A 25,913-nucleotide genomic window follows, 5' to 3' on the forward strand; every position below is an offset into this window, starting at 1 on the left:
CATATATATATTTATAAGAAACTTTACTTTAAGATTTGTAATTTAATAAGTTGATGATCCCGTTTATCTAAGAGACCTCTACCGTGTCTTGGTTGACCACTTTCATTATCAATAATTTTGAACTTGCCTTCCTTAATACCTACCATAAAATACTGATCAATCCACTTATCAACCGACAGTATATTTTCTGGGTCAATTTTTTCTTTTAATTCTTTACCTATTATAGATACTGGGAAGAATTCTCTAAAGTCTTTGTGTTCATTAATAATTTCTTGTAATACCTCTAATTCATCATAGTGGTCAAAGTTTAAGAAACTTTCCCATACATCACTACTAATTTCTTGCTTAATCTTTGATTTATCTAGTTTAAAAATCCCTATTTCGGTTTCCTTAAACCACTGTAAGTATTCCATCAGTATAAAGGGTATCTTTATATGGCTTGAAATAGAATTTAATGATGGCTCCTCATTGCTAATTCCTTCAATTTTAATTTCTTCAGTACAAGATATGTTGTATTCTTTTAACCAAAACTCTCCTACAGAATGTCTAGGATGTTTAGTCATCAAGTTATTTAAATTCGCCTTATCATTCTTATCATAAAAAATATAGTATGTTTCCCCATCATACTCTAAATAGGACTTTGACATGTTATTTAAAAAGCCCTTTTCAAAATGTACCTTTGCTCCATTAATCAGTGCATAAAATATACTTCTAACTCTAGGAGAATATTTTAATAGTTGCTCCATCAAAACAATCTCCCAGCCATTACTATCTTTATAAGTTAATTTAAGTTGAATGGCTTCTTCACTTAACTTATATCCGTTTGAATCTTTAACAATAAAATGGCATCCTGTGATTTTTAAAACATCATCTTTAAAATCTCCATCAAACAATCCATAAACTTCGTATGAACCATTTAATCTTCCTTTTCCATCTCTTTTCATGTTAAAGTATGTTTCAGCAATTGTATTTTTATCTTTAACTGGAATTTCGTTAGGCAGATTTTTTATCATTTCTGGCCATCTTTCAATTCCATATTGATTATTCCAAAATTTCTCTTTAGAAACTTTTACTATCATGACATTCTCCTTATTTCTTCTATGTTCTCCTTCAATAAGTTTTTAAACTTATCTGCATGTTTAATCATAAACACATTACTTGCATATATGATGTCATCCATCTCGGCACTTAACACATACGAATCATCCTTAAACTCAAATATACCTTCATCTATTAACTGAAATAAAAGTTTATCCATTACTGGAACTTTGTCAGGAAATAAGTTAAATCCATTGGTTACACATAGATTATAAACAAAAGTATTTAAGTCACTTATCCGAATTTCTACACCCTTTGTTGTCCATGTATGTACCATAACTTCTTGTTGAATATATGGATTATCTGGATTTATTGGCTTGAATGACAATCCTTCAAATTGTTCTTTCTTATATTCTTCAATAATCATTCCTAGTACAACTAATATAGTTTTTAATGGGTAAGATAAAATTTTGTTAATTTTAGGCGTAGATAATTTATGCTTAAATTCAAATGGTGTGAGAGTGTACTTATTCTTTTGTTTTAATGGTTTCAAATCTATGTTTGATGCTACTGTTACACCTTTTATCCATATGCTATTAGGGACTTCTCCTAACGGTTGAATATTACTTTCTTTTTCTTCTTCTACCAATTGCATAACTCTTAATAAATTCATAATTTGAAGATATTGGGGATATCCCTTGAAAACTTCAAAAAAGACTTCTCTGATCTCACTTGATCCTTCCTCATTTTGATTTTTCAGATTAAGTGTCCTTTGAGCAAATTTAGGTATCAAGTTTATATATTCAAATAGTGCTTTACTATCTCCTGAAGCAGCAATTTTTTTTGCTTCTTTATAAGTATTTTGAAGAAGTGCATCCAATACCTTAGGATGATAGCAAAGTAGAGAAGATATGAAATCTTCTCTTTCTACCTTTCCACTAAATTGAATCCATCTTTTATTAACAACAACTGACTCTCCGTGCTTTATAAGAAAATCTTTCTCAATTAAATATTTTAGACTACTTGAATATGTTGTTTCACCATAATCATACAAAACATTTAACTTTCTAATGCTCTCTTTTAAATTATTCATTGCTTCATTTTACCTCCCTTGAGGTTATACATTTAATCTACTATAGTCAAAGATTCCCTCAATAAGATCTTCAATATTTTGTTTGGCCTCTTCGACAAGTTTTTTAGCATTATAAATATTGCTAAGGTATTTAGAAACAAGTTCTCCTATCTCCTGTTGCTTATCTTTTTCAATAATTGGAACTTTAAGATTTTGTATAGCAGGTTTCGTTGTATTAGGCCTTACGGAAGAATATGAAGCAGTTTGCCATATTTGTTCTTGCATGATTGGCAACTCAAGTAGTAAGGCCAAATATCTTGAATCTATAACATCGCTGTTAACTCTTATCCTTAGACAAAACGAAGGAAATATATATCTTTGAGTATCTTCACAGATATATGCTACTTTTCCCGTGGTATTTCCACATTGAACTAATAGTATATCATCTTTACTAACCATCTTTTGTTCAGGTACATCTATTGTATTGCTTATATATTTCATATCACTATAATCCAGCAAGAGATTGCCTATCATATTTGTAACTCTTATCATAGGATTACCTGTGGTTTTATCAGTATAATCTTCCATTGGCATATATCCGTAATCTACAGTTCCTATATTCTTTAATTTAGTATGTTTCCGTTGTTGAATATTTTTGTTAGTAACCATGTATTGTCTCTTATAATAATGTGCATCAATACTATCATTTAAATCTTCATGTTCTACATAATTATATTTTATTTTCTTTGATTCACTAATCTCATCTTCAAATCCACTCATATCCAGTGCATCATAAATTAACTGTTCAGCAATTCTTCTTGATTCTTTTCCTTCTTTCTTTAAAATCTCCGCTTTCCGTATTTTGTCCCCAATATATTGTTGTATTTCTTGAGAGGGTACAGGAATTTTAATTTGTCTTACATTATTAATTAAAGTTCTAGGCCTAGAAGCACCACTTTGAAATCTATTTAGAAGTTTATAGTTGATATCTGAATTTAGATAGATTGTTAGATAATATGGATCAATATTGCTAGATTCTTTCAATGATACTTTTACAACATCCTGACAAGAGTTGTACTCTGTAGTCGCATCAGTGATGATTGCTGCTGTTCCTACTCTACCTGTAATAGTTAAAGCAATATCATTTTGTTTAAATTGCGACTTCTTAAACTTTTCGTGTACATGTTGAGGGATGTAGTACATATCATTGAAATTCAAAAAACATTCTTCTACATTTTTTACTCTTAGATATGGAATACCATTCTCAACAATCTCCAAATACTTTTCTACCTCAAATCCTGTTACCCTGTTGATATTTGCTATGTTCTCAAAAGTATGTATCTTGAAGTTACCGTTACTAAACTTTTGTTCTATTTCCAAATATATTTTTTTATAATATTCAGCAGAAATCCAATCTAAATCTATATTACCTTCTGAAACCCATGTACTATTAGGTGTCATTAAAGTAATTTCCTCCATTGTCTCACCCCATTCATTGTATTATTGTTCATCTGATTTACCGCTTTTATATGCATCTATAATCTTTAATAAATCGTTATGATCATCACCTAATTGAATTTCCACATTTTTCTTTACAGTAAAACCGATTTCGTCTGCAACAGCCATAAATACCTCTCCTTGTTTTTCCCCCGGATGCTTCTTCTTTTGAATATATAATAATGATGTTTTTGCCCCTGCCCCAGACAACCCAAAGGTCTCTTGTGGAAGACTAACAACAGCCTTTAATATGGCTTTGCCACCAACAAATTCATTATTTAAATTTTTGTTCCCTATCAAATATTCACGAACATATTTATAACCTGAATTGGATAAAATTCCATCTGGTACAACTATCATTAGAAGTCCACCTGGCTTTAAAAGTTGTAAATATTTATCTATAAAAAGTATTGTTGGATCTATTGAGTTTACCTCTCTCCAAATTCCTCTACTATCCGGTTTTGATCCAAGAGACAATCCAATAGATGACATTCTATTTTTACCACTTTCATCAATATCTTCAGAGAACTTAGTAATCACTTCTACTCCATCAGGACTTTCTATTGTTTTCTTTCCAGACTTAACTTGTTTTGATACTCCACTTTTTGAAAATGGGGGGTTGGTAACTACTACATCTAAACTTTCAGGTCTAATATGTTCGATTCTTAGAGAGTCTTTTGTCTGGAAAATTGGTGCTTTACTTGCTCCATGTAATGCCATATTTATTCGAGCCTTTAAAATCATCCCCGGTGAATTATCTGCTCCAATAAAAGAATGCTTTTTCATCTTTTCAAACAATTCCTTATAATACTCTTTGTCACCAGTTAGTTTATTAAATAGCAGGTTTTTCATTTCTAATAGGCATTTAATTATAAATCCTGCTGAACCACAGCATAAATCAGCAAATCTTATAGTTGGTATTCCTGTTTCAGGGTCTACCTCAAAGATTCTTTCAGTACCATCCTTTATCAAATCATTAAATACCATTTCAACGGCTGCCTCGGTTACTTGTCTAGGAGTAAGGTAAATCCCTAAACCTCCCTTACTATCAAACTTACCTCTAAGCAGAACATCAAAAACTCTTCCCAAAATATCTCCAGATAAATCCATAAGATTTGCAGGTCTTTCTGTTCCATCTTCATTAAGAATATCACCTAGATTTTGAAGTGCCTCTAACACTTCTTTATAAATATTAGGATTTTCTAATTTTAAATAGTCGTCTTGAGAAAATATAGGCACTCTTGTGCCATCATCTAATATAGCATCATAGTCTGGATGGTTCTTAATCTGTTTAAATGCTTCTCTAATATTTTCTACTAACACAATTTTGGCTTCTTTTGTTTCAGCCTTCTCAAATAAAGAGTAATTCAAAATATCCTTCAAATATTTACCTATTAATTTGCCTTCCCTAAACTGAAAATCAGCGTTATTCAACTTAAATACTTCCATAAATATTAATTTACAGAGTTCATCTATGGCATCATTTTTACTATCTACATGATCCTTAGAACTATAAATCAACTCATGAATTGCATCAAATACTTCTTGTAATTCATGATATTTTCTTAATGACCATTTATCCTTTTCTGATAAATACTTTTTACCAAAACTTTTTATTTCTTCATCACTAATTACCTTAGGAATTTCTGAAAGACTTTTCTCCTCTGCAACTAAAACATAGGCATTACTATCTCCATTTGTAATCCAAACAAATTCTGGCATAGGGTCATATTCCATAGCCTCATATGTAATACTATTCACCAATTCAGGTTTAAGTTCAGCATCTTCAACTTGCTTTACATAAACAGATACCTGATTGTTACTACCGATAAAAGTATTTTTGCTAATATCTTTGATGCTGTCGTATCCTAGTTCGATTATCTTATTTTTTAATTGTTTCATAAATACTCCTCCTCTTAATTTATAACCTCTTCAGTGTCTTACCGTTTGGTGAAACATATTCTCCACTATCAATTGCAACTTTAAGTATTCTACTTTCATCATAGCCATTGATGTTAATGCTTTCTATAATACGCCTTATTGGTATTATTGGTCTATCTCTTAGCAACTCCTTAATTATCCGCAATATCAAATACTTTTCATCTTGATTTTCAATGCACCATAGCCCTTTATCTACCTTGACATTCTTATCTATATCCAAAAAAAGTTTAACTTGATATTCATTCCAGTTAATTCCCATTTCCAGTAACCTGCTCTGAATTTCTTCAACATCTTTTGGAGTCTGTAGTATATCATATAGTTTCTCTATCATTATTTCACCGCCTTATCATCTAATAAAGATGCTTTGTTTAGGTCAATAAACTCTTTCATACCCGATGATATTTCATTTTCTATACTTTCAGTTAATCTAGGTATCATAATAGTCTCAAATTCTTTATTCTGTATCAACTTGATATAAGTTCCTGCTGACTTCATTTCAATTTGTTTTAAAACAACAGATTGCTTTAGCAAAAACAAAAGATAAAATGGATCTATTAATTTGGGCTTTAAACATAGCAGTGCATCTGTAGTAAACATATTTTCAAACTCTTTAGTCACAATTGCCGTAGTGTGATTTGCTGTACCAGTTGCACTTCCGGCTTTAGATGTTAATATATCTCCTTCTTCTACCTGAACTCGAACACGATTACTTAATTCTCCAAACTTGTCTTCACGATATTTCAAGATTACGGAAGTTACTGAATTTATATCCTTTATAAAAAAATATTTAACAATTTGATCTGGAAGTATTTCAGGTAAATTTGCTTTTCTAATTTCCACTATATCTTTTAAACGCTGCCATTTAATTTGATTATCTGTTTTATAAATTAAATTATATATTTTAGACTCAAAGAATTTATAATACTCAACATCCCATCTTTGATTTTCTAATGTCTTTTCACTAATATAGGATTTAATTTGTTGGCCCTCTTGACCTGATTCATATTGGATAACTTCATCAAACCTAGAAACTAAATAATCATATAATTTTTTAGCCTCTCTCTCCTTCTCACTATCGTTAAAATTAACAGTAGTTTCACTTGTGTTTATTTTTGGTATCTCAAGATCCTTCAAATCGCTAATTGATATTCTGTTTAAAACTCCCATTTTAATGGCGTCTAATTGCAATTGGCCCATAGGACTAATTAAATGACTAAAAACTTGTACCTGAACGCTTTCATCTTGAGTCTTTATTTTTATTAGATCTGAAGAATAAACACATCCATCCAACGCTTCTGGTACAAGTACAACTCTTCCTGATTTACCTATACTGGTAAGAAGAATATCCCCTTTTTCTACGAAATCTTTTTCTTTCAAATCCTGTCCTGATATCTTCTTCAGATTATGTATATTGATATAATTCTCAATGATATCCGAGGGGCCTATGAACCTGCATCCTCCAGTTTTGATAAACTCTCTTTTAGTTCTTGTTCCATCTGTTACTTCCACAGCAATATCTTTTAAACGAACGACTTCCTTACCTTTAAATAAGTTTCTAATATATTGCTGTTTAATCCAATAATCTGGATCTAGCCTATCACAATCAAAAAACTCATTTGTCACAAAGGAATATTTCATAGCATCACCTTTTGTTCTATAACATAATTTCTCTTTTTACAATACTATCATAATACACTTACCGGTTTTTGTAAATAGTTATGTTGAAAATTTTCAGAATTTAATATTGTACCTATAAAAAAAGAGCATAGTTCATGCTCAAATACTTCTCCATATCATAGAATATTTATCTTTATGTGTTATGTTGAAAGTTGTAAGGCCTTATAGAATAGTATGTATCAAGAATGTAGTGATTTTTATACCAAGAACTTATTTATATTTACCGCAGTACAGGTAAGGGGTAAAAATGCTTTCTTTATTTAAACTTTAAGCACCTCCGTTTGCACTGCGGTACTTAAAGTAATAACAGTATAACCATATAAAACAGCATGTCAAATTTTCAGTAGATATTTTTTATAAAATCTTTAAAAATTTTTCTTGAATTTATTTAGGTGAAAATTTGATAAGTCCATCTAAATAAATATAATCATTTTAAAACAACAAGAAAGGATGATCTATATGAATAATTGTAAACCCATAATATGCAAAGACCTAAATGAACTTATAGAAAGAAAACTAAATCATGATGTTAACTACTTAATTGGTATATATTTTGATAATGATAAAGAGAATGAAATAAAAAGAGCAATCAATTCAAAAGATTTAATTGAGTATTATAGTTTAAGAAGTACATCACATGAAAATCGCTGTATTTGTCCTTTTCATCCAAATGCAGATAATCCAACTTCCTTTGAATTCGATAATGCAAAGGGAGCCTTTAGATGTCATGCCTGTGGAGAACATGGAACTTATATTAAACTTATCGTCATGATGGAGAATTTTGTAGATCAACCCTACACAGAAGCAAAAATCTTTGCAGCCAATAAATTTGCCAATATACCTCTTGGGTTTAACTCAATTTGCGACTTCAAGAATCAATTAAGACAATTGGTAATTGAAAGGTATAATAAAACAAAAAGTTTACTTCTAAATGACTATTTTGATATATCTTTAATTGGTCCTATGCCTACTATGAGCATAAAACATTTAAGGTCAGAACCCGCTAAAGTAACTCCAAGCACACAAACTAAAAATACTCCTCCTTCTGTAGCAGAGAAGAAGTCCAAAGAGTTTAAATTAAGAACACTGGATTTAGAAAAAGTAATAAGAGACATAAATGCAGATGATGTTATCAATTATGGAGATTTTAAGTATAGAATCGACTTAGGTATTGCTAAAAAGAGTAAACTTATAAAAGGATTCGAGAACAATCCTACTTTAAATTCTAAGGAAACTCTTTATGAATTTATGCATAAAAAGTATGATATTTCACCCCAAGTAGCAGATAAATATGGAATAATCGCTTTTAAAAGAGGGAATCAGTCACTTTTAGAGTATCCAGATTTCTTTATGATTAATGATCGGGTTCTTTTTCCTTTTACCGATCATAACACTGGTATAACGGTAGGCTACCAAGCAAGGATAATGGATTTAGATAGAAAAAATACGGCAAAGTACCTGAATATATCTGATTTCGGAGATATAGTTACAAAAAAAGTTCGCCCATATAGGGATCTTAACCGATTTGGTATAGGTAATTTCTTATTTAACCTTTACCAATTAAGAGATAAGAATATCAATAGGCTTTTTATAACAGAGGGCGTTGCAGATGCGATAAAGTTGCTGTCTTTAGACTATGATTGTATTTCTCCGGGCCAACCAAACTTAACAGATCATCAGATCTACTTAATCAACAAATATTTCGGTAAAGAAATCGAATTAATCATATTTTATGATAATGACACTAACAATATAGGGCAAAATAAGAGTTTGACAAATGCATACCGCCTTTTCCAATTTGGATTTAAAAATATTCGTATCATCAGAACTTTTGGTGAGTTAGGAACAGATATAACAGATGTTGCCATAAAAATCAGAAACGATAGCACCCTAAAAACCTTAGTAGACTTATGGATTAATAATGCATATAAATTTGAACCAGCGAATGATAAAGTTCTTAATAACATATATCAAAGTGGTTTCTTTTCAGAGTCACAGTTAAAACAACTCGATCCTCGAAATGTTGAGAGAATCAATAATAATATAGATATTTATATGAGGTTAATGACCAAATTAGATATAAAGAATCGAGAGGCAGATATGTTAAAAATATTACTTAATGGCAATAGCAATATGCTAGAAATACTAGAAGCAAAGATTGATACCTTAACAGCATTAGATGTTTCAAGAACATCTAAATCAGATGGATTAAAAGTTACTGCTAAGTTAGTAAAAAATGTTCCCCCTACAGATACTATCCTACAAGATTCAAATACACAAAATAATAAGGATAGTGTCTCACACCCTACTGAAGATGTACTCCAAGAAAATTGGGATGTAATTACCAATATGACTTCAGCACAATTATTCCGATTAAAGAGAAAATTTGACTACCAAACTATACTAAGAGTTAATGACTTATGCACTAAAAGGCAAATACAAACTATAGTTGGATACATCATAAAGGATATTCCATTTGATATTAATGATTTTGTCCACATGAAAAATTCTGAAAAGATATCCAAAAATACATTAATCTTTGACTCTGACTTTACACCTGCTGAAGAAGATCCTGATCTAATGCCTTTTTAGTATATACACTTATCTATAAATAGATTCCGCAGGCTAATATTTATACTATTTGGACTAAAAACATTGATTGCTTTACCTTTCAATGTTAATATATTAATATAACAAAAGACATAAAAAGACAGAGATAATATTCCTTGTCTTTCTATGTCTTTTTTTCTAACTACAGGCAAGGTGATTTTATTAATTGTCTGGAGGATTTTAAATGAATTATACTTTAAAAATTATTTTTGATGATGAACTTCATGAATTGTTTAAAGATGAGGGAATTACAGTTCCCATGTTACAGGAAGAAATTCATCATTTTGTTGACGCAAAATGTAAAGATACGCTTAATAATGAGATTTGTAATTTTGTCTTTCCATTTGTTACACCTGATGGTAAGCGATATAGCCTCTATGGCAACTACCACCTTAAAGGGGAAATTTTACAATTCGAAATAGAATTACTAGGTGTTAGTTTAAAACAATAATAAAATAAGCCCTGCAAGATTATGCAGGGCTATATCAAAATTTTAAGCATCAATTGTTTATTAATTAACTTCATCAAATATTAATTTGTGTTTTTTATCAGTATAGTTAATTTTTAGGTCGCATCTTTCTATCCATTCTTTTATTTCTGTTATAGATGCTAATTTGTCTATGCTAACTAATAATTTATAATTATCCTTCAACCTATCTTCTACTTCTTTTGCATCTTTACAACTACCTTTAACTATTTCAACAACTTCCTTTGTGTAGTAATCATATATCACATAGTATTCTTTGTCTAATCCATAATCAAAATCTTCCCACTTAGACATTGTACGCCCTCTATCTTGTAAAAGTCCGGTGGATAGAAAACATTCAATAAATGTACAATAAGTTCCCTTTAAGTAATTATCACCAAATATTCTATCTATGCTTCTCTGGGCATACCTTTCCCCACCTATTACAATAAACTTTTTTCCTTTCTTGAAATGAAAGTCAATGTGGGGCATACATATTTCAGACAAATCACCACTAATGTCCTGTTTAAGTGTAATTATACCATAAGCCTGTATCCCTTTGCTATTAATCCATTCGGCTCTTTCTTTTCTTATTAATTCAACTAAATCCTCAAATTTATTCCTGTCATTTATATATACTAAACTTTCTTGATATCCCATATTTACTCCTCCTTGGTTTTAATTTTTTATTGTTAATATCCATTTATCCTTTTTTCCAAATTCATTTTGTCCTGATTGTCATTTATGCTTTATTCATTCGCATGAATTTTGTATTCAGGCAAAGCAAAATGCTCTGCCTGACAAAATTCCAATTCTTGATTGAGCCATTAGACTTCTTCAATAAGGTCTTTAAAATACTTTTCAATTGATTCACTTTTACCATTTTCCTCTAACCACTCATAGGCTTCTTCGTCTGTTAATGGTATTATCGTACTGATACCCCAACTTGAATTCCCGGCTGATTCCGAATATTTAGTCATAGGACCACCCTCGCCATAAAGGAAATATTGTCCTTTCTTAGTTCTGTAAAGTTCCTCAAACAAGTACCTGAAATCAGAACTTCCTAATCCATTACCACACTTTGCGATTAACTCCGCAGTCTCTGTGTTATAAACTTTCTTATTAATTACTTTTTTCATATGAATTCCACCTTTCTCTTATTTAATCAATTATTTTTTTGTCATCTATCTATGGCCACAGATATAAAAACCGGTTTTTCTCTGTTACACTTGTAACATAACATACAAATTTCATTTTTAAAGGCTGATATGAAATTTTTTTATTCTCCATATCTATTCACTTTCTAATAATACAAAAGAGCCTCAATTAATGAGACTCTCTACTGATAGCCATATACTCACTAAGCCCTACTTATTAAAATCACACTAATATATTTCATGTTTCTGTTTTAATTCTAAGAATAACATCATAGTATCACTCAACAAATAACTTGTAATTACACCCAAATTCTATAAAGGGAGTATAGAACGAGATTGCATCATTATTTATCTCAAATACACACCTTTCTTCAGGCGTAATATAAAGACTTTTAATAACCTCCATAGCCTCTTTCATACTTACGGATCTTTGCTGTTTATCCGCTCCCTCGTCTGTATTAATTATTCCTTCTAAAGTCAACTTGCCTTTTAGTTCTAATTGTTTAATAATTTCCTTAACTTCTACTTGCGACAAATATTTTTTATATTGAGTCCTAATTTCTACAATATTTCCATTACTAGTTATAATTCGTATCCCTTCTTTTTCCCTTTTATATTCTCTTATCTCACTTTTGCATAAAAACAGTTTAATCCATAATAACTTTGGTTGCTCAATTACTTCCATACAATCAACTGACTTAGTCAACTTGCCATCTATCCAAATATCAATAAATCTTCCTAATTTTTCTATTTCAGTTTGAAATTCATAATCTGTTATTATCATTTTACTCATAATATCTACCTCCCAGTTATTTTTTTCCATATATTTCAATTCTAAAATCCAAACGGAATTTTAGAATTGCGTTCTCTACTATCCTTTCTATATAAGAGTTTGGTTTCTAAAATCGAGCATGTTTTATCTTTTTGTAAAATTTCATTGCTTTCTAGTTTTTTTACTTGACTTCTTTGTCTATCATTCAATAAAATTCTTTCACAATAATGAAAGAGGTGATGTATATGATTACTATAAATATTGGTAATTTCAAAAAAATATCTTTTACAGAGTGTATTAACCATAATATTGAATCTGAACTAGACGCATACATCAAGCGTGTAGTATCCGAAATAATTTCAACGGGTAAGAAGTCACATAATTTTAATAAGATGGAGCAAGATGCTCAAATAGAATATTTCCTGAAATATTCCTTGTTACGAATAGTACCTTCTAAGCAATGGGTAGATTATTCAAACGAACAAGAAAATGTCTCTGACATCCTGTATACCGCACTTAAGCGTCACTACTTCCTGACAACAGGAAATTTCCCAGAGTAATTCCCCCATATTATGTAGAGCCTTAATGGCTCTATTTTTTTATGCTGCGATAGTTCTAAATAGTTCCACTATCATTTCCTTAGGTTCTATATAGAACTCAATATATAACTGATCAAAATAAAATAAGGATAGCAATTATATCGCTATCCTCAAAACTGATTTCTAAATGTTTGAAATAATGTCTAATATATCGTCAGGAATTTCACCCTCATTAAGTGTTTTAATTTCCTTATCTTTACTTACAGGAATGTTTATTTCGCTTAATGCTTCCTTCAGAACCTCTTTCAAAGTTTCCCTATTCCACCCCGGATTCTTATCCTCTAAACTATCTAATATAACTTCTACTACATATGCCGTCTTATTTCTTTTTCCCTGTAGTAAATTATATACTTTAGTATCTTCCCGCCTATTCATGTCAAAACACAAGTTAATTCTTTTAAAAGAATCTGCCATATTACTCACCCTTTGCAAGTGCTTTTTTAGCCAGTAAATAATATCCTCTGCAATTAGAATATTGGTCAAGAAACTCTATATACCCTACTTTATTGGATTGCTCAATATACTTCTTTAAGATCATAGAGCCTCCTCCAATCCAAATCATTGGGTTTCTGGTCTCGTATCCCATCTCCCTTAATTCGTCAATCAAATCCTCTGTGTATGTTTTTGCTTTCTTTTCTATTAGATTTATCACTGATGCATTAAGCATAATTGAATGATTTCCTTTTAAAGTTTCTTCTATCTGTTCTTCTGTAATTCTTATATCTTGCCTTAATAATTCTTGCTGAATATCCTTAAAGAGTCTAATAACACCCTTATTAATTGAAGTTGCAGACCCAACATCTAATTTGCCACCTTTGTTTATATTAAATATATCGGCAGTATAGCCCCCGATATCACAGGCTACAACTTGTGTATCCTTGAATGCATTAAAGACAGTTAGATAAGCAGCGTAGCCTTGAGGAAACACAATTGCTTTGATATTCACTTCAAAATCATTACCTGCCCATTTAAAACGGACATTATTTCTTTTAAAGTATTCCTTAAACTGCTGTTTAAGTGTGCCATAACTGACGATAGGCAATCCTACTCCTAATATTATGTCATTAGTCCTATTTGCATATTGTTCTCCTAGATAATTTCCTATGGCTGCTAAGGTTAATATAAGGCACCTTTCATCCTCTGCTTTATTAAAGATTGTACTAAATCGGCTCGTCCCAATAGTATAATACTTTCCATTATACACTAGCAGGTTTTCTTTGCTAATTGGCTCTACATCCGATTCAATGTATCCACTCGAAAAACAGATGTTACTACTCTCATCCCTTCCTAATGCCTTAGTACATTTGTTTCCATTATCAACACAAATTATATTGTTCATGATAACTCCTCCTTTATTAATTGATTTGTTATTTTTCCTACTTTGTAATTCCGTTAAAGCCCCTCATATTGCAGGAGCATTTTAGTTAATGTCTTATTTGTATTTCAAGTGTTTTTTGTTGCTACTAAAACTTATTTCTTATACTTTCTTATATAGGACTTTGTTACGACCCATTTATAATATGTATTATAGTAAATCTAATGAATTGCTTGAAAATCCTAGACTGATGTTACTTTTTAGGCGACAAAAACATCTGTGTATAACCTAAAAAAAGAGTCTATACATATACGCATAAACTCTTTCTTATAACTTCTATGAGATTAATTCATTCAATTCTTCTTGGCTTATAGACTTTATTTTTTCTCCATTATTATCTACTATCAAAATTCCATTCTTGGTATACCTGAAATTGATCCCATTTGGAGAACGCATTATACGCCCGTCTATTGCGTATCCTTCATCCCATTCCCCATCATATTCTAATCTTGAATCACTATAATATGCTGTACCGTAGCCATGCGGAATATTGTCTTTATAGTTTCCTTTATACTCAATCTGTCCATTTTCGTAATAAGTAGTAACTTCACCGTTTAAAACACCATCTATTCTATATCCTACTTCTGAAATTCCTCCTGAAACAAAATATGATACCCCATATCCTGTCACTTTTCCCTCTTTAAATTCTCCTTCATAAAGCAGTTTACCATTTTTCCAATATAGAGTTCCTTTACCATGCGGTAATTTATTTTCCATATTACCTGCATAATACACTTTTGCTTCTGCTTTATTATTGCCGTCTTTATTGCTATAGAGTTCAAACGAATCGAAATCCCCACTATTACCTCTCCTTATAAAACATAGTAATTCTCCTGCGTACCTTATAGCACCACTCTTTTCAAAAGTAACAATATCTAAATCTTTAAAAAGACTTCTTATTGCATCAACTTCAAAATTAATCTTGTATTCATGTTCAAATGTACCATAAACAAAATCTATAATTGCCGTAATGGTTTCATTTTCTTCATCTACCTGAAATGATAGATTTCTAATAAATCTATTTAAACTATTTTCATCAAAATACATTTTTAGTCTTTTCTCAATATATTTGTCATCCCATATAGCGAAGTTAAAATCTCTTTCTTTATAATAATTATTAACTATTTTATTTACTCGAACGCAGATTGCAAAACCAATATCTTCTGGATCTATTTTTTCCCTTTTACCTGTTACTTTTTGTAATGTCCTATTTATTAAGTTAATCATAATTGAATTCCTCCCTATTTTTATTCATCTATTTAAATTATCTATCTTATCAGAATTGGTTTCATCTAAGATCTGCATAAATGCCATCTCTCTTTACACCTGCGATCGCTACAAATCTACTTTATTCAGTTGCCAAAGAACTTTTTTCTAGGCAACAAAAAAACTGATGCACTAGAAATAATTAGAATCTGTATATAGACGCACCTATAGCGGGTCTATTTTTCTAATCATTTCTAAAACATCAGTTTCAGAGAACACAGTTATTTAATTTGTATTAGTAGTATATCTCAAAGTTCTATTTCGTGCAATACCTTTTTCAAAAAATATAAATATGACTTGAAATCGAATCTATAGATTCAGTATCATTGCTACTACTAACTAATAAGGAGGCATTCAATTTATGAATAATTTTGAGGTTATAATTGATAATACGGTATTCTTTATCCAAACAACTGCCAATAAGGAAGTTGCTATGAAAATTCTTACTAGGTACTATTTATTAAATAAGTTTAAGGCTACAGATCAAGAACTCAAGGATTTTTTTATCTCTTGCGGTTACAATGTCATTACTATACCTTATAATTGCAACAATTTTGATCGGATGATTAAAAGTAAAAACTATCAGGTGATTGATTTATCTAGCATTGATACTGATATTAAAAATACCCTTTTGTCTAATTAGTCCCCCTGTTTGTGATACTTCCCTATTTATCATACTAAAGTCAACTGCTGGAATTCCAGCAGTTGCTTTTGTATGAGCATCTCTGAACACTTAGGCCTATCTCTTTTCATGTTCTCTAGGTCATATACCTTATTCCTTCTTTAACTATTCCTTAATATATATGTTTATAGTAAATTGCTTCTCTGTCCTTAATTTTAAAGGGTTAAACAAACTTTTGATGCGACAAAAATACTTTGATCCTTGTTAAGTCATTAATATATTTATAATTATTCCGCAAATTATATATATTTTTTTATTGGTATAAGCCGGTTTACTCTCTAGCGTGTGTTATTTTAAAGGTATCAAGGGATAAGAACCTTGTTACTTAACATATGACCACGAAAGGATGATGAAATATGAACCATAATATGTCAATCAATGTAAAGAACTTTAGAGATTTGATCGCATGGCAAAAGGCAAAATCTTTGCAACGAAAAGTCTACAATGTACTTCCTAAATTCCCAAAGTTTGAAGAATATAATCTTAAATCACAACTTCTACGCTGTTCCTCCTCCATTGCTGCCAACATATCAGAAGGATGTGGCCAATTGTATAAAAAGAAAGAGATTAATCACTATAATATAGCCCTTGGCTCTACCTCCGAGGTTCGTGATGGCTTAAAGGATGCTTTAGATTACAACTATATTACGCTTGAAGAATATAGTGAAATGGACAGCGAGGCTGAAGAAATCATTAAGATGCTGTATGGTCTTATTAGAAAACTTAAAAATGAGTTGAAAAATTTAAAAGAAGATTCGGATGAAGAATAGTGGGGCGTCAATACCCCCATTATTCCCAATTACATATCAATTACATTAAAACGAGGAGAGATATATATGAATAACTTACAAGACCATGTTAATAAACTAGCACTGGTTAATTGGAATAGAGAATTTAATTTACCTGTAGAAGTTGTGGCTGATTTAGATGCACATGGCAAGTTTGGTGGTGAATTCTCACCGCTAGGTTTCAGAATACCAATCGGAATGAGATTATCTAAGGATTTAATTGACCATTATCCAGATTATATAATTGATGGAGTAATACTACACGAGTTATGTCACTGGTTTTTATTTATTACTGGTAAGCCTTGTGGAGATACTGACATAGAATTTGTCGAAGAAATGTTTAGAGTAGGTGGTCTATTCCCAAATCAAATACCTAAAATTGGATACTATCCAGTAGCAATATGCAAAAAGTGCAGAAAAATTATTGGAACAGAAGAATCGGAAAGTAAGTGTAAGAGTAGATTAAAAAATTCTAACAGTTTGTGCTGCAACTCACCATTAATGTACGGTGGAATAAGATATATAAATGAATTAGAGAATTGTAGTTAATACTACGCTTCATGTCCTAATTCAAATCAGCAAGAGTCCAAGACAGTTGCATCTTGGACTCTCAAATAATTAATTCCATTTACCCCTTGCAATACTTACCAAAGGATATCCCCACTTTTTTAGGGCCTGTAGCATAGTCTATTCCAATTACCTTAATCTCCATAACCTATCTCCTCTAAATATTGCCTTTAATTGCTTCCATATTTATAAAACACCTTTTGGAACTTCTCTGCTGTATCTTTAAGCCATTCAAAGTGATTTTCCCATTTTGAATGACTACTTATATCAGCAGCAGTAGAAGCCTTTATTCTACTGGCTTTCTTATTAGGCAATTCCATCCATTCTAACTCAATACCTAGTTCTTCTTCAATTTGTTCTTTATACTGCTCGAAGGCATAATAAAGTTCCTTAGAATCAGATATATAAATTTCACATCCCAAAAGTTTTTGCTGTGTGTTTATAGTGAGAGTAATATGCGATCCAGCGACACCATAACTCATATCATACCAGTGCTGTGGCTGTGCTTTTCTTAACTTTAGTGTAGTCGCTTTGCTAGAGGCAAATCCCTTGAATTCATTCCAAAATTCTAATTGTAAAACTTTTGTATCCGTTAGATTAGCAGTAGTTGTTGTCTGTCTAATACTTTTAGCCCAATCATTTGGCCTAGAAATGACTTGGAACTTTACCGCACAGGGTGAATCACCAATTTTCCACAATTCTACCTTCGCCACAAAGAAGTTTAACTTCTCGTCAGTATGCTCATTAAGCCAATCAATAGCCTGCCTATGTTCCTCACGAATATCCTTTACTACCCAAATTATTATTTCAGCATCATATCCAGATGCATATGTAATTACTTTTCCAAGATGATCGTGATCCGTTGCCTCAAGTTGATTTTCAATAATAATCTTTCTACCTGTATTTTCTTCTTCTGCTAAGATATCTACATTAAAACTTCCAACGGAGGCTTCTGTTTCAAGTAAATTTATTTCAATCCCTATTTCATCCCCTAAAAGAGATAGGTTTTCACTTTTAGATAACCATTTAGTAAAATCATGTGCTTCATGTTTCCAAATGGTTCTTAGATCTTCTACTTTTACTAACTTTCCGAGCATATAATCCCTCCTGTGCTTATCATTTTTAAAATTTGTTCAATGTATCAAATTCTCCAAATATATTTTTGGATACATTGCTTGAATCTATTTGTAGTAGATCAGTTTTGGTATAAATCACCCTTTTTACATCCCAGTATCTACTTTTTAAATCTGGTGTCGGTTCAGATATATAATATCCTTCTTTTTCATCAATAGGACTTTCATTAAAGCCGTTGCCTTCACAATCAATAGGATCTGTAAAGCCCCAATATTCTGATGGGGATACCCCTTTTCCCCATGATGAAATATCTTCATATTCAAATTTTGATAGATATACAGTAGGCATATCCTCAAAATTAATTTCCATTACAAATACTGGTCCATCCTTCCAACTATTCTCCAGAGTATTATCATGTTTAGATTGGTATAGTTTTATAAAACTATTAATAAACCATCCTTCATAATTAGAATCCGATTTATATCTCAAAAATTTATCTGTTACTACTTCATATCCATAATCTTCAGCAATTAAGTCACAGTATCTAAGCAGTTTATCTACATTCTCATAGGTTTTTAGAACGACTTCAAATGCACTCTTAATATTCTCACCTAAACTCATAGTATCCCTCCCAATCAACCACCATATTGCAATCAAACCTAATATCAGTATTTGCCTTATGATCAAACCGAAACCATAATTCACTATCTATATCCTTACATTCAAAGTTGAACCTTTTAAATCTCTTTAATCCTTTTCTTTTCAATAGTGCTATAAGATCATCTACTATCAATTTTTCATATGGATTCAGTTGTTCTTTCAATACTATCTGTTCCATACCTTCTAGTATTTCTTCCCAAGATAAATAGCCTAATTCTACTCCATCTGCAATCAGATTTCGCTCATTTACATCTTTACAAATTGGATAGCATTTATCTTCTGGAGCAATAAAAAGTAATAGTGCTGGTTTTGTACTATTTATAATCTTTTCCTTTAATATTCGTGATTCCCTTGCCAACTGATTAACGCTTTGAACTTCCATACTCTGTGTATCTTGATCTATATCGTCATCTGACGATAGTCCACTATATAGTTTTACTTCGATCCCTATAATTATTTGGTCAAAATCTAATACTACATCAAATTCTCCCATTGAATTATATGGCCAAAAACTGATGTTATTAGCCCAATACCCTATATCTATTTCTGATATAATATTGCACACATCTAATTCTCCGCAGTGCAGTATCCTAGTTCTTTTTAGAATCCCTCTCATAACCTTGCTAAAAGGGGTATATCGCAAAGCACCAAAAAAGTCACCTGTTAATTTATCTTCTAACCGGTCGCTTAAATTTGACCCACTTGAATTTATCTTTCCTTTTAATTCTGCAATCAAAACAATCACCTACAAGTATTTTTTGAAAAGTCTATAAACTCATTTATAGTTTCATTGTATATCATATATCAATTATTTTCCATTATTCTATTTACAACTAGTAGCATCTAGTAACATTCTTCATTCTCTTTTAATTCATTTTGATATAGTTTTTCTCTATTAATTTAAACAGAAAGGAAAAACACCTTGGGGCTGACCGCAAAGCCCCAAGGCGTAAAGATAAAAACTAACATTCCTTTTATAAAAAACACTCCATAAGTCAAGGTATTAGCAGTACCTCTACTCTTGTTTATATTATACTAAATTTTTTGAAAAACAAATCTATTACAGGCAACTTTTATTTTCTAATCAAATGCCTTTCATTATTATTACAGATCCATAATAATCATCTGTAGCAATTCCTATCTTGTTTACTTGCCACTCCAGCATATCTTCTATATCAGATTCTTTATTTACTAAATTTATTGCTTCTTCCTTTGAAGCAGAAATAACTAAATATCTGCATGGTGGCTCTGAAACCTTTTCAGTTACCTCATATATGTATAGTTTTGGATTTGCATATTTTTTAGTACCAATTATGCTCTCTATCTTTTTTTCAAAATCTGTTAGCCTATTGTCTATTAAAATATCACCATAATAATGGTCAATTTCTTTAGAATCCCCATCAGAATATTTTACTGTGGTAATACAAGAAGGCTGATCTGTAACAAACCCATTTAGTGGTTTATAAATGTAAGATTTAAACCCAAAGTTTTCAATTAAATCCCTTAACTGTTTTACTTTTTTATTTGAAATTTTCCACTGATACTCCCCACTTTTGTATACAAACATCTCGCCTTCATATTTAACATTACCCTCTTTATCCACTATCACATTATAAACAGGGCAATTCCCATAACACATTGTTCTTTCTAGTCTTATATAATCAAACATTATTTACCCTCCATTTGTTTTTTATAATAAAAATAGTGCATTTATACTAATGACTATAATCTTTTTTTATCTCATCTATATTTCACCAAGTACATGTATAAAACATTCTCTTTCAAAGTCTATTTTTCCTTTGTACTAGTACAAAGGAATTTAAAATTTCCTACTTCAAATGCTAATTTTATTAAATTATGGCAAAAGCCCTTCGATCGAAGGGCTTTTAACCTACATCTTGTGATTAGAGTGTTATATATTTTAGTTTCTTTCTTATGCACTAAAATCAGAACACAAATATTCTTATTCTCGATAAATTAACTATATTGTCATTTTCGGCAAACTTTATTTGTCCTTCTATTATTTATATCTTACTCCTTAATCCTTAAATCTTATCTCTATAACTATGTATAATACAAATAAACTCCACCTAAAACCTCCACTACTCTCAAACCCTTTTCCCATCAGTATTTCAGCCCTTTTTTTATCCATTTTTCAATTTCAAAATTACAATAAAGTTCACCGAAAAACAGGCTCTTTCTTGAGCCTTTTTCGTTGAATGTTGGCTCTAAATATTACAATAAAGTTGACCGAAAAGATAGCGTTAAGGATCAAGAATTAAGGGTTAAGATTGGGGCTTTTTCTGTTCTGCATTTCAATAAAATCAATCAATAAAGGAAATCAATACATGGCTCAACTCCTTTGTTTCCAATGGTTTTATCAATACTCTTTTCAATATTTTCTTCTCAATATTTTTTCATTTTCTTTGCTGCACAATAAAAAAATCATGGATGATTCAGCGTGAAAAACTGATATCTATCCATGATTTTTAGGTCTACTTTTTTTGTTCTAGGTGGACTTTATTGTCATTAGGTTAACTTTTTTTGGAGTGTACAACTACGCAATCTCTAAATAAATGAGAATGCATAGTCTTTATACTTTTATATTCTTTTATTATTTATACACTATACTTTTCTAGGTATAGTATATCTCTAATTATTATTTTGATTTAACTTTTTTCCAAACGGTTTGACTTCTTTTCAAATAGTTTAACTTTTTTTCAAACCAACAAATTTTTTAAATTAATATAGACAACTATTCAACTGTAACTGATTTTGCAAGATTTCTTGGCTTATCAACGTCGCAACCTTTTTGTACTGCTACATAATATGAGAATAACTGTAATGGAATCACTGAAAGTAATGGTGCAAATAGTGGATTAATTCTTGGTAAATATATTACTGAATCCACTGTTTTTTCTATGCTTTCATTTCCTTCAAAGGCTAATCCTAAAACATGTGCTCCTCTAGTTGTAACTTCTTTTACGTTACTCACCATCTTTTCAAATAAGTCATCTTGAGTTGCAAGAGCTACTACTACAGTTCCTTTTTCTATTAAAGCTATTGGCCCATGCTTTAATTCTCCACCAGCATAAGCTTCTGAATGGATATAGGATATCTCTTTAAGTTTTAGTGATCCTTCCATAGCTACTGCATAATCAAGACCTCTCCCTAAGAAGAACATATCCTTATGCATGTAATTCTTAGATGCAAATTTTTGTACTACTTCTTTATTATTTAAGCACTCCTGTGCCTTCTCAGGTATGCTTAACATTTCTTTCTTTAATCCTTCCAATTCTGACTCACTTAAAGTTTTCTTATTTTGAGCAAAGAATAATGCTATTATATACATTGCCACAAGCTGAGTTTCATAAGCTTTTGTAGATGCTACTGCAATTTCTGGTCCAGCCCAAGTGTATAGCACATCGTCTGCTTCTCTTGAAACAGAACTTCCCACAACATTTGTTACAGCAATAACTCTAGCTCCATGGTTCTTTGCTTCTCTTAAAGCAGCTAAAGTATCCGCTGTTTCACCTGATTGACTTATTACTATCATTAATGTTTTTTCGTCTATTATTGGATTTCTATATCTGAATTCTGATGCTATATCTACTTCTACTGGTATTCTTGCTAATTTTTCTATTACATACTTACCAACTATTCCAGCATGATAAGCAGTACCACAAGCTACTATATATATTTTATTTATATTTTCTATTTGTTCTTTTGTTATTTTTATATCATCAAGAGTTATTGGTTTATCAAGCATTACTCTTGAAGTCATAGTATCTTTAATAACCTTTGGTTGTTCGTGTATCTCTTTCAACATGAAATCTTCATATCCGCCTTTTTCAGCTGCATCTGCATTCCATGTGACATGATATATATCTCTTTGTATTTCTTCTCTTTCTTCGTTATATAATTTTACTCCATTCTTTGTTAATACAACAAATTCTTTATCATTAAGAAGATATATATCTCTTGTATGATTTAACACTGCTGGTATATCTGAAGCTATAAAATACTCACCTTCCCCAAGACCTACTATCATTGGACTATCTTTTCTTACTGCTACAATTTTGTCTGGTTCATCATTGCATATTACACCTATAGCATAGCTACCTTCCATTTTAGCTACAGCTTTCATAACAGCATCTAATAAATCTCCATTATAGAAGAAGTCTACTAAATGAGGTATAACTTCTGTATCGGTTTCTGATTTAAAGTTATAATCCTTTGAAGTTAACCATTCTCTTAAATGAATATAGTTTTCTATTATACCATTATGAACAACACTTATTGTTCCTTTTTCATTACTATGTGGATGTGAGTTTAAATCTGATGGCTCTCCATGAGTAGCCCATCTTGTGTGTCCAATACCTATTGTTCCTTGTAATGGAGTCTCACTTAACTTATTCTCTAAATTTGCTAATCTGCCTTTACATTTCATTACATCTATACTTTCATTATCTATAATAGCTACTCCAGCTGAGTCATATCCTCTATACTCAAGCTTTGAAAGTCCTTCCACTAATATAGATGAAGCTTGTCTTTTTCCAATGTATCCTACTATTCCGCACATAATTAATCTTCCTTTCAATCTTTTATTTATACTTCTCTAATTTTTTATGCTATTAAAGAGAAGCAGGTCATTACATTTTCGCTTTGACCATAGCTTAAGGTTTTAACACCAGATTGATATTGTGCTGAAAATCACTTTCCAGTTTTATCAATCGTTAACGGTAGTGCGATACCGTGGGGCACCCGCCGAAGATTCGATACTCCCCATCCTCGTCAACTTAAGTGACACTCCAAATCTTCGATTTGATTAGTGGAACTTACTCAACCGTCAGGTTGAGTTTCCTTCATTACTCCAAATCTTCGATTTGGTTAGTGGAACTTACTCAACTGTCAGGTTGAGTTTTTTCTATCACTTAAGTCCTGGCGCTTTTATTTATATCTTAATCACTCTTTTTCTATAGCATCACCCCTTTCAAATTTTAAAAACATCATTAACTATTATATTTTTAATAATATGTTTGGTCAACTATTATATAACTTATCCAAATCCTATCAACATAGAAATGGAATAAATCAACTAGCTATTCCATCATAAAGGGAATAGCTAAATTGAAATTTCAAACTAAATTTAGTTTGCTTTTTTCTCTATTAGTTTAGCTAAAGAATGAGCTATATCATCAATTTCTTTTTGTTCTTCACCTTCAAGCATAACTCTCACCAAAGGCTCTGTACCTGATGGTCTTATTAATACTCTTCCTCTTCCATCCATCTTCTCTTCTATTTTTCTTATTTCTTCAGCTATTTCAGTATCTGTAATATATATATCTTTTTTATCATTTGGTACTGTTGCATTCACTAAAACCTGTGGTAATTCTTTCATAATAGAAGTCAATTCTGATAAACTCTTACCACTTTCCTTAACAATTCCTGATAATTGAAGTGCAGTTACAAGTCCATCTCCTGTAGTATTATAATCTAAAAATATTATGTGTCCTGACTGCTCTCCACCTATTTTATAACCTTCTTTTAACATTTCTTCAAGCACATATCTATCTCCAACTTTTGTCTTTACAAGATTTATGTCTTCGTTATCCATAGCAATAAAAAGTCCCATATTACTCATTACTGTAACTACTACTGTGTTCTTATCTAATTTGCCACTGTTTTTCATATGCTTTCCACAAATGGCCATTATAAAATCACCGTTTATTAAATTTCCTTTATTATCAACTGCTAAACATCTATCTGCATCTCCATCAAAAGCTAGTCCTAAATGGCAGCCTTTTTTAACTACATATTCCATTAATTGTTCAGGATGAGTTGAACCACAATTTTTATTTATATTTATACCATCAGGATCATTATTTATTACTGAAACCTCTGCCTTAAGTTGTCTAAAAGTCTGAACTGCCGCTTCAAAAGCTGCTCCATTAGCACAATCAAGTGCTACTTTAAGTCCTTTTAAATCTGTTTTTATAGTTGATTTGGCAAACTCTATATAATCTTCCAAGGCTCCATCTTCTATGATCTTTCTTCCTACATCTTCCCCAATAGGTGATGGAACTCCTTCAAAATTGCTTTCTATTACTCTCTGTATTTTATCTTCTAATTCATCAGATAGCTTATATCCCTGACCATTAAAAAATTTTATACCGTTATATTCTACTGGATTATGAGATGCTGATATAACTACACCTGCATCTGCTCCATATTTTCTTGTTAAATATGCTACTGCTGGAGTAGGTATAACCCCTACACAAACAGCTTCAGCTCCTACAGAAAGTATCCCTGCAACTAAAGCACTTTCAAGCATATGTCCTGATATTCTTGTGTCCATTCCAACTAATATTTTAGGCTTATGTGTTCCTTCTGTTAAAATATAAGCACCTGCTCTTCCAAGACTATAAGCTAAATCTGGAGTTAGTTCTTCATTAGCGATTCCTCTTACTCCATCTGTTCCAAACATTCTACCCATAGTAATACCTCTCTTTTACTTTATCTAATTCTTAAGGTTAACTCTCTTCTATTAAAATTTAATAACTATACTTTTATATTACGCATTAAATGCTATAAAGTCACAAAATAATTATAATATAAATTCTCTATAGTAACAATAAAAATACCTTAATGTAAATATTACAGTTTTATTAC

The 25,913-nt window shown here is 30.9% G+C and carries 24 protein-coding genes; 6 read left to right on the forward strand and 18 right to left on the reverse strand.

Going from position 1 to position 25,913, the window contains the following annotated elements; all coding sequences use genetic code 11:
- Nucleotides 1-23 precede the first annotated feature (23 nt).
- The 6 genes from J2Z24_RS06505 to J2Z24_RS06530 are packed head-to-tail and all read right to left on the reverse strand — an operon-like array spanning nucleotide 24 to nucleotide 7,186.
- Nucleotides 24-1,079, reverse strand: a complete 1,056-nt coding sequence (locus J2Z24_RS06505; RefSeq protein ID WP_035148995.1) for a hypothetical protein — start codon at nucleotides 1,077-1,079, stop codon at nucleotides 24-26.
- Entirely contained in the window at nucleotides 1,076-2,131 is a 1,056-nt protein-coding gene (locus J2Z24_RS06510; RefSeq protein ID WP_035148993.1) for a hypothetical protein, read from the reverse strand. The genes J2Z24_RS06505 and J2Z24_RS06510 overlap by 4 nt, the downstream gene beginning before the upstream one ends.
- Nucleotides 2,132-2,155: 24 nt before the next feature.
- Nucleotides 2,156-3,589 carry a restriction endonuclease subunit S gene (locus tag J2Z24_RS06515; RefSeq protein ID WP_035148991.1) on the reverse strand — a complete coding sequence of 478 codons (1,434 nt, stop codon included), beginning with the start codon at nucleotides 3,587-3,589 and terminating at the stop codon, nucleotides 2,156-2,158.
- Between the two features lie 21 nt (nucleotides 3,590-3,610).
- The gene (locus tag J2Z24_RS06520) at nucleotides 3,611-5,509 is read right to left on the reverse strand and encodes an HsdM family class I SAM-dependent methyltransferase (protein ID WP_035148989.1); all 1,899 of its coding nucleotides are present in this window, start codon (nucleotides 5,507-5,509) and stop codon (nucleotides 3,611-3,613) included.
- Nucleotides 5,510-5,528: 19 nt separating this feature from the next.
- Complete coding sequence (locus tag J2Z24_RS06525; protein WP_035148988.1) at nucleotides 5,529-5,879, reverse strand: hypothetical protein; 351 nt, start codon at nucleotides 5,877-5,879, stop codon at nucleotides 5,529-5,531.
- On the reverse strand, nucleotides 5,879-7,186 hold the full coding sequence (locus tag J2Z24_RS06530; protein ID WP_035148986.1) for a restriction endonuclease subunit S domain-containing protein: 1,308 nt from the start codon (nucleotides 7,184-7,186) through the stop codon (nucleotides 5,879-5,881). The genes J2Z24_RS06525 and J2Z24_RS06530 overlap by 1 nt, the downstream gene beginning before the upstream one ends.
- 498 nt (nucleotides 7,187-7,684) lie before the next feature.
- Here J2Z24_RS06530 and J2Z24_RS06535 point away from each other — a divergent pair, with 498 nt between their 5' ends.
- Entirely contained in the window at nucleotides 7,685-9,817 is a 2,133-nt protein-coding gene (locus J2Z24_RS06535; protein ID WP_035148984.1) for a CHC2 zinc finger domain-containing protein, read from the forward strand.
- A 202-nt stretch (nucleotides 9,818-10,019) separates the two neighbouring features.
- Nucleotides 10,020-10,286 (forward strand): hypothetical protein, encoded by a 267-nt coding sequence (locus J2Z24_RS06540; RefSeq protein WP_035148981.1) that lies wholly within the window; start codon nucleotides 10,020-10,022, stop codon nucleotides 10,284-10,286.
- A 60-nt stretch (nucleotides 10,287-10,346) separates the two neighbouring features.
- Here the strand turns inward: J2Z24_RS06540 and J2Z24_RS06545 are convergent, their stop codons facing one another.
- From J2Z24_RS06545 to J2Z24_RS06555, 3 genes are all read right to left on the reverse strand, one after another.
- Nucleotides 10,347-10,961 (reverse strand): hypothetical protein, encoded by a 615-nt coding sequence (locus tag J2Z24_RS06545; RefSeq protein ID WP_035148979.1) that lies wholly within the window; start codon nucleotides 10,959-10,961, stop codon nucleotides 10,347-10,349.
- A gap of 167 nt (nucleotides 10,962-11,128) precedes the next feature.
- Nucleotides 11,129-11,440, reverse strand: coding sequence for a hypothetical protein (locus J2Z24_RS06550; protein ID WP_035148977.1), 312 nt, complete (start codon nucleotides 11,438-11,440; stop codon nucleotides 11,129-11,131).
- Between the two features lie 295 nt (nucleotides 11,441-11,735).
- Nucleotides 11,736-12,251: a hypothetical protein gene (locus J2Z24_RS06555; RefSeq protein WP_035148975.1), complete on the reverse strand. Its 516-nt coding sequence runs from the start codon at nucleotides 12,249-12,251 to the stop codon at nucleotides 11,736-11,738.
- Between the two features lie 224 nt (nucleotides 12,252-12,475).
- On the opposite strand from J2Z24_RS06555, the gene J2Z24_RS06560 reads away from it, so the two are divergent.
- Nucleotides 12,476-12,790, forward strand: coding sequence for a hypothetical protein (locus tag J2Z24_RS06560; protein ID WP_035148973.1), 315 nt, complete (start codon nucleotides 12,476-12,478; stop codon nucleotides 12,788-12,790).
- A gap of 162 nt (nucleotides 12,791-12,952) precedes the next feature.
- Here J2Z24_RS06560 and J2Z24_RS06565 read toward each other — a convergent pair whose 3' ends face one another.
- The 3 genes from J2Z24_RS06565 to J2Z24_RS06575 form a co-directional block, all read right to left on the reverse strand.
- Nucleotides 12,953-13,243, reverse strand: a complete 291-nt coding sequence (locus tag J2Z24_RS06565; RefSeq protein WP_035148972.1) for a hypothetical protein — start codon at nucleotides 13,241-13,243, stop codon at nucleotides 12,953-12,955.
- Nucleotide 13,244: 1 nt separating this feature from the next.
- The gene (locus J2Z24_RS06570; RefSeq protein ID WP_035148970.1) at nucleotides 13,245-14,168 is read right to left on the reverse strand and encodes a ParM/StbA family protein; all 924 of its coding nucleotides are present in this window, start codon (nucleotides 14,166-14,168) and stop codon (nucleotides 13,245-13,247) included.
- Between the two features lie 312 nt (nucleotides 14,169-14,480).
- Nucleotides 14,481-15,431, reverse strand: a complete 951-nt coding sequence (locus J2Z24_RS06575) for an MORN repeat-containing protein (protein ID WP_035148969.1) — start codon at nucleotides 15,429-15,431, stop codon at nucleotides 14,481-14,483.
- Between the two features lie 400 nt (nucleotides 15,432-15,831).
- Between J2Z24_RS06575 and J2Z24_RS06580 the strand changes: the two genes are divergently transcribed.
- From J2Z24_RS06580 to J2Z24_RS06590, 3 genes are all read left to right on the forward strand, one after another.
- Nucleotides 15,832-16,113 carry a hypothetical protein gene (locus J2Z24_RS06580; RefSeq protein ID WP_035148966.1) on the forward strand — a complete coding sequence of 94 codons (282 nt, stop codon included), beginning with the start codon at nucleotides 15,832-15,834 and terminating at the stop codon, nucleotides 16,111-16,113.
- A 407-nt stretch (nucleotides 16,114-16,520) separates the two neighbouring features.
- Nucleotides 16,521-16,922 (forward strand): four helix bundle protein, encoded by a 402-nt coding sequence (locus J2Z24_RS06585; protein ID WP_276513816.1) that lies wholly within the window; start codon nucleotides 16,521-16,523, stop codon nucleotides 16,920-16,922.
- A 66-nt stretch (nucleotides 16,923-16,988) separates the two neighbouring features.
- Complete coding sequence (locus J2Z24_RS06590) at nucleotides 16,989-17,489, forward strand: SprT family zinc-dependent metalloprotease (RefSeq protein ID WP_035148962.1); 501 nt, start codon at nucleotides 16,989-16,991, stop codon at nucleotides 17,487-17,489.
- A 188-nt stretch (nucleotides 17,490-17,677) separates the two neighbouring features.
- Here J2Z24_RS06590 and J2Z24_RS06595 read toward each other — a convergent pair whose 3' ends face one another.
- The 6 genes from J2Z24_RS06595 to glmM form a co-directional block, all read right to left on the reverse strand.
- Nucleotides 17,678-18,604 (reverse strand): DUF4268 domain-containing protein, encoded by a 927-nt coding sequence (locus J2Z24_RS06595; protein ID WP_035148960.1) that lies wholly within the window; start codon nucleotides 18,602-18,604, stop codon nucleotides 17,678-17,680.
- 25 nt (nucleotides 18,605-18,629) lie between these two features.
- The gene (locus tag J2Z24_RS06600; protein ID WP_035148958.1) at nucleotides 18,630-19,202 is read right to left on the reverse strand and encodes a hypothetical protein; all 573 of its coding nucleotides are present in this window, start codon (nucleotides 19,200-19,202) and stop codon (nucleotides 18,630-18,632) included.
- Complete coding sequence (locus J2Z24_RS06605; protein ID WP_051593320.1) at nucleotides 19,189-19,977, reverse strand: hypothetical protein; 789 nt, start codon at nucleotides 19,975-19,977, stop codon at nucleotides 19,189-19,191. Before J2Z24_RS06605 ends, J2Z24_RS06600 begins: the two co-directional genes overlap by 14 nt.
- 348 nt (nucleotides 19,978-20,325) lie before the next feature.
- Nucleotides 20,326-20,910 carry a DUF6438 domain-containing protein gene (locus J2Z24_RS06610; protein WP_035148956.1) on the reverse strand — a complete coding sequence of 195 codons (585 nt, stop codon included), beginning with the start codon at nucleotides 20,908-20,910 and terminating at the stop codon, nucleotides 20,326-20,328.
- A gap of 1,086 nt (nucleotides 20,911-21,996) precedes the next feature.
- Nucleotides 21,997-23,823 carry a glutamine--fructose-6-phosphate transaminase (isomerizing) gene (glmS, locus tag J2Z24_RS06615; protein ID WP_035147572.1) on the reverse strand — a complete coding sequence of 609 codons (1,827 nt, stop codon included), beginning with the start codon at nucleotides 23,821-23,823 and terminating at the stop codon, nucleotides 21,997-21,999.
- 567 nt (nucleotides 23,824-24,390) lie between these two features.
- Nucleotides 24,391-25,737, reverse strand: coding sequence for a phosphoglucosamine mutase (gene glmM / locus J2Z24_RS06620; RefSeq protein ID WP_035147570.1), 1,347 nt, complete (start codon nucleotides 25,735-25,737; stop codon nucleotides 24,391-24,393).
- Nucleotides 25,738-25,913: the final 176 nt, after the last annotated feature.

The organism is Clostridium tetanomorphum, from assembly GCF_017873215.1.
Taxonomy (GTDB): Bacteria; Bacillota; Clostridia; order Clostridiales; family Clostridiaceae; genus Clostridium_AO; species Clostridium_AO tetanomorphum.

Bases quoted from the DNA above. Each gene is read 5' to 3' on its own strand.
- J2Z24_RS06505 (WP_035148995.1), bottom strand. From the start codon at position 1,079: ATGATAGTAAAAGTTTCTAAAGAGAAATTTTGGAATAATCAATATGGA.
- J2Z24_RS06510 (WP_035148993.1), bottom strand. From the start codon at position 2,131: ATGAATAATTTAAAAGAGAGCATTAGAAAGTTAAATGTTTTGTATGAT.
- J2Z24_RS06515 (WP_035148991.1), bottom strand. From the start codon at position 3,589: ATGGAGGAAATTACTTTAATGACACCTAATAGTACATGGGTTTCAGAA.
- J2Z24_RS06520 (WP_035148989.1), bottom strand. From the start codon at position 5,509: ATGAAACAATTAAAAAATAAGATAATCGAACTAGGATACGACAGCATC.
- J2Z24_RS06525 (WP_035148988.1), bottom strand. From the start codon at position 5,879: ATGATAGAGAAACTATATGATATACTACAGACTCCAAAAGATGTTGAA.
- J2Z24_RS06530 (WP_035148986.1), bottom strand. From the start codon at position 7,186: ATGAAATATTCCTTTGTGACAAATGAGTTTTTTGATTGTGATAGGCTA.
- J2Z24_RS06535 (WP_035148984.1), top strand. From the start codon at position 7,685: ATGAATAATTGTAAACCCATAATATGCAAAGACCTAAATGAACTTATA.
- J2Z24_RS06540 (WP_035148981.1), top strand. From the start codon at position 10,020: ATGAATTATACTTTAAAAATTATTTTTGATGATGAACTTCATGAATTG.
- J2Z24_RS06545 (WP_035148979.1), bottom strand. From the start codon at position 10,961: ATGGGATATCAAGAAAGTTTAGTATATATAAATGACAGGAATAAATTT.
- J2Z24_RS06550 (WP_035148977.1), bottom strand. From the start codon at position 11,440: ATGAAAAAAGTAATTAATAAGAAAGTTTATAACACAGAGACTGCGGAG.
- J2Z24_RS06555 (WP_035148975.1), bottom strand. From the start codon at position 12,251: ATGAGTAAAATGATAATAACAGATTATGAATTTCAAACTGAAATAGAA.
- J2Z24_RS06560 (WP_035148973.1), top strand. From the start codon at position 12,476: ATGATTACTATAAATATTGGTAATTTCAAAAAAATATCTTTTACAGAG.
- J2Z24_RS06565 (WP_035148972.1), bottom strand. From the start codon at position 13,243: ATGGCAGATTCTTTTAAAAGAATTAACTTGTGTTTTGACATGAATAGG.
- J2Z24_RS06570 (WP_035148970.1), bottom strand. From the start codon at position 14,168: ATGAACAATATAATTTGTGTTGATAATGGAAACAAATGTACTAAGGCA.
- J2Z24_RS06575 (WP_035148969.1), bottom strand. From the start codon at position 15,431: ATGATTAACTTAATAAATAGGACATTACAAAAAGTAACAGGTAAAAGG.
- J2Z24_RS06580 (WP_035148966.1), top strand. From the start codon at position 15,832: ATGAATAATTTTGAGGTTATAATTGATAATACGGTATTCTTTATCCAA.
- J2Z24_RS06585 (WP_276513816.1), top strand. From the start codon at position 16,521: ATGTCAATCAATGTAAAGAACTTTAGAGATTTGATCGCATGGCAAAAG.
- J2Z24_RS06590 (WP_035148962.1), top strand. From the start codon at position 16,989: ATGAATAACTTACAAGACCATGTTAATAAACTAGCACTGGTTAATTGG.
- J2Z24_RS06595 (WP_035148960.1), bottom strand. From the start codon at position 18,604: ATGCTCGGAAAGTTAGTAAAAGTAGAAGATCTAAGAACCATTTGGAAA.
- J2Z24_RS06600 (WP_035148958.1), bottom strand. From the start codon at position 19,202: ATGAGTTTAGGTGAGAATATTAAGAGTGCATTTGAAGTCGTTCTAAAA.
- J2Z24_RS06610 (WP_035148956.1), bottom strand. From the start codon at position 20,910: ATGTTTGATTATATAAGACTAGAAAGAACAATGTGTTATGGGAATTGC.
- glmS (WP_035147572.1), bottom strand. From the start codon at position 23,823: ATGTGCGGAATAGTAGGATACATTGGAAAAAGACAAGCTTCATCTATA.
- glmM (WP_035147570.1), bottom strand. From the start codon at position 25,737: ATGGGTAGAATGTTTGGAACAGATGGAGTAAGAGGAATCGCTAATGAA.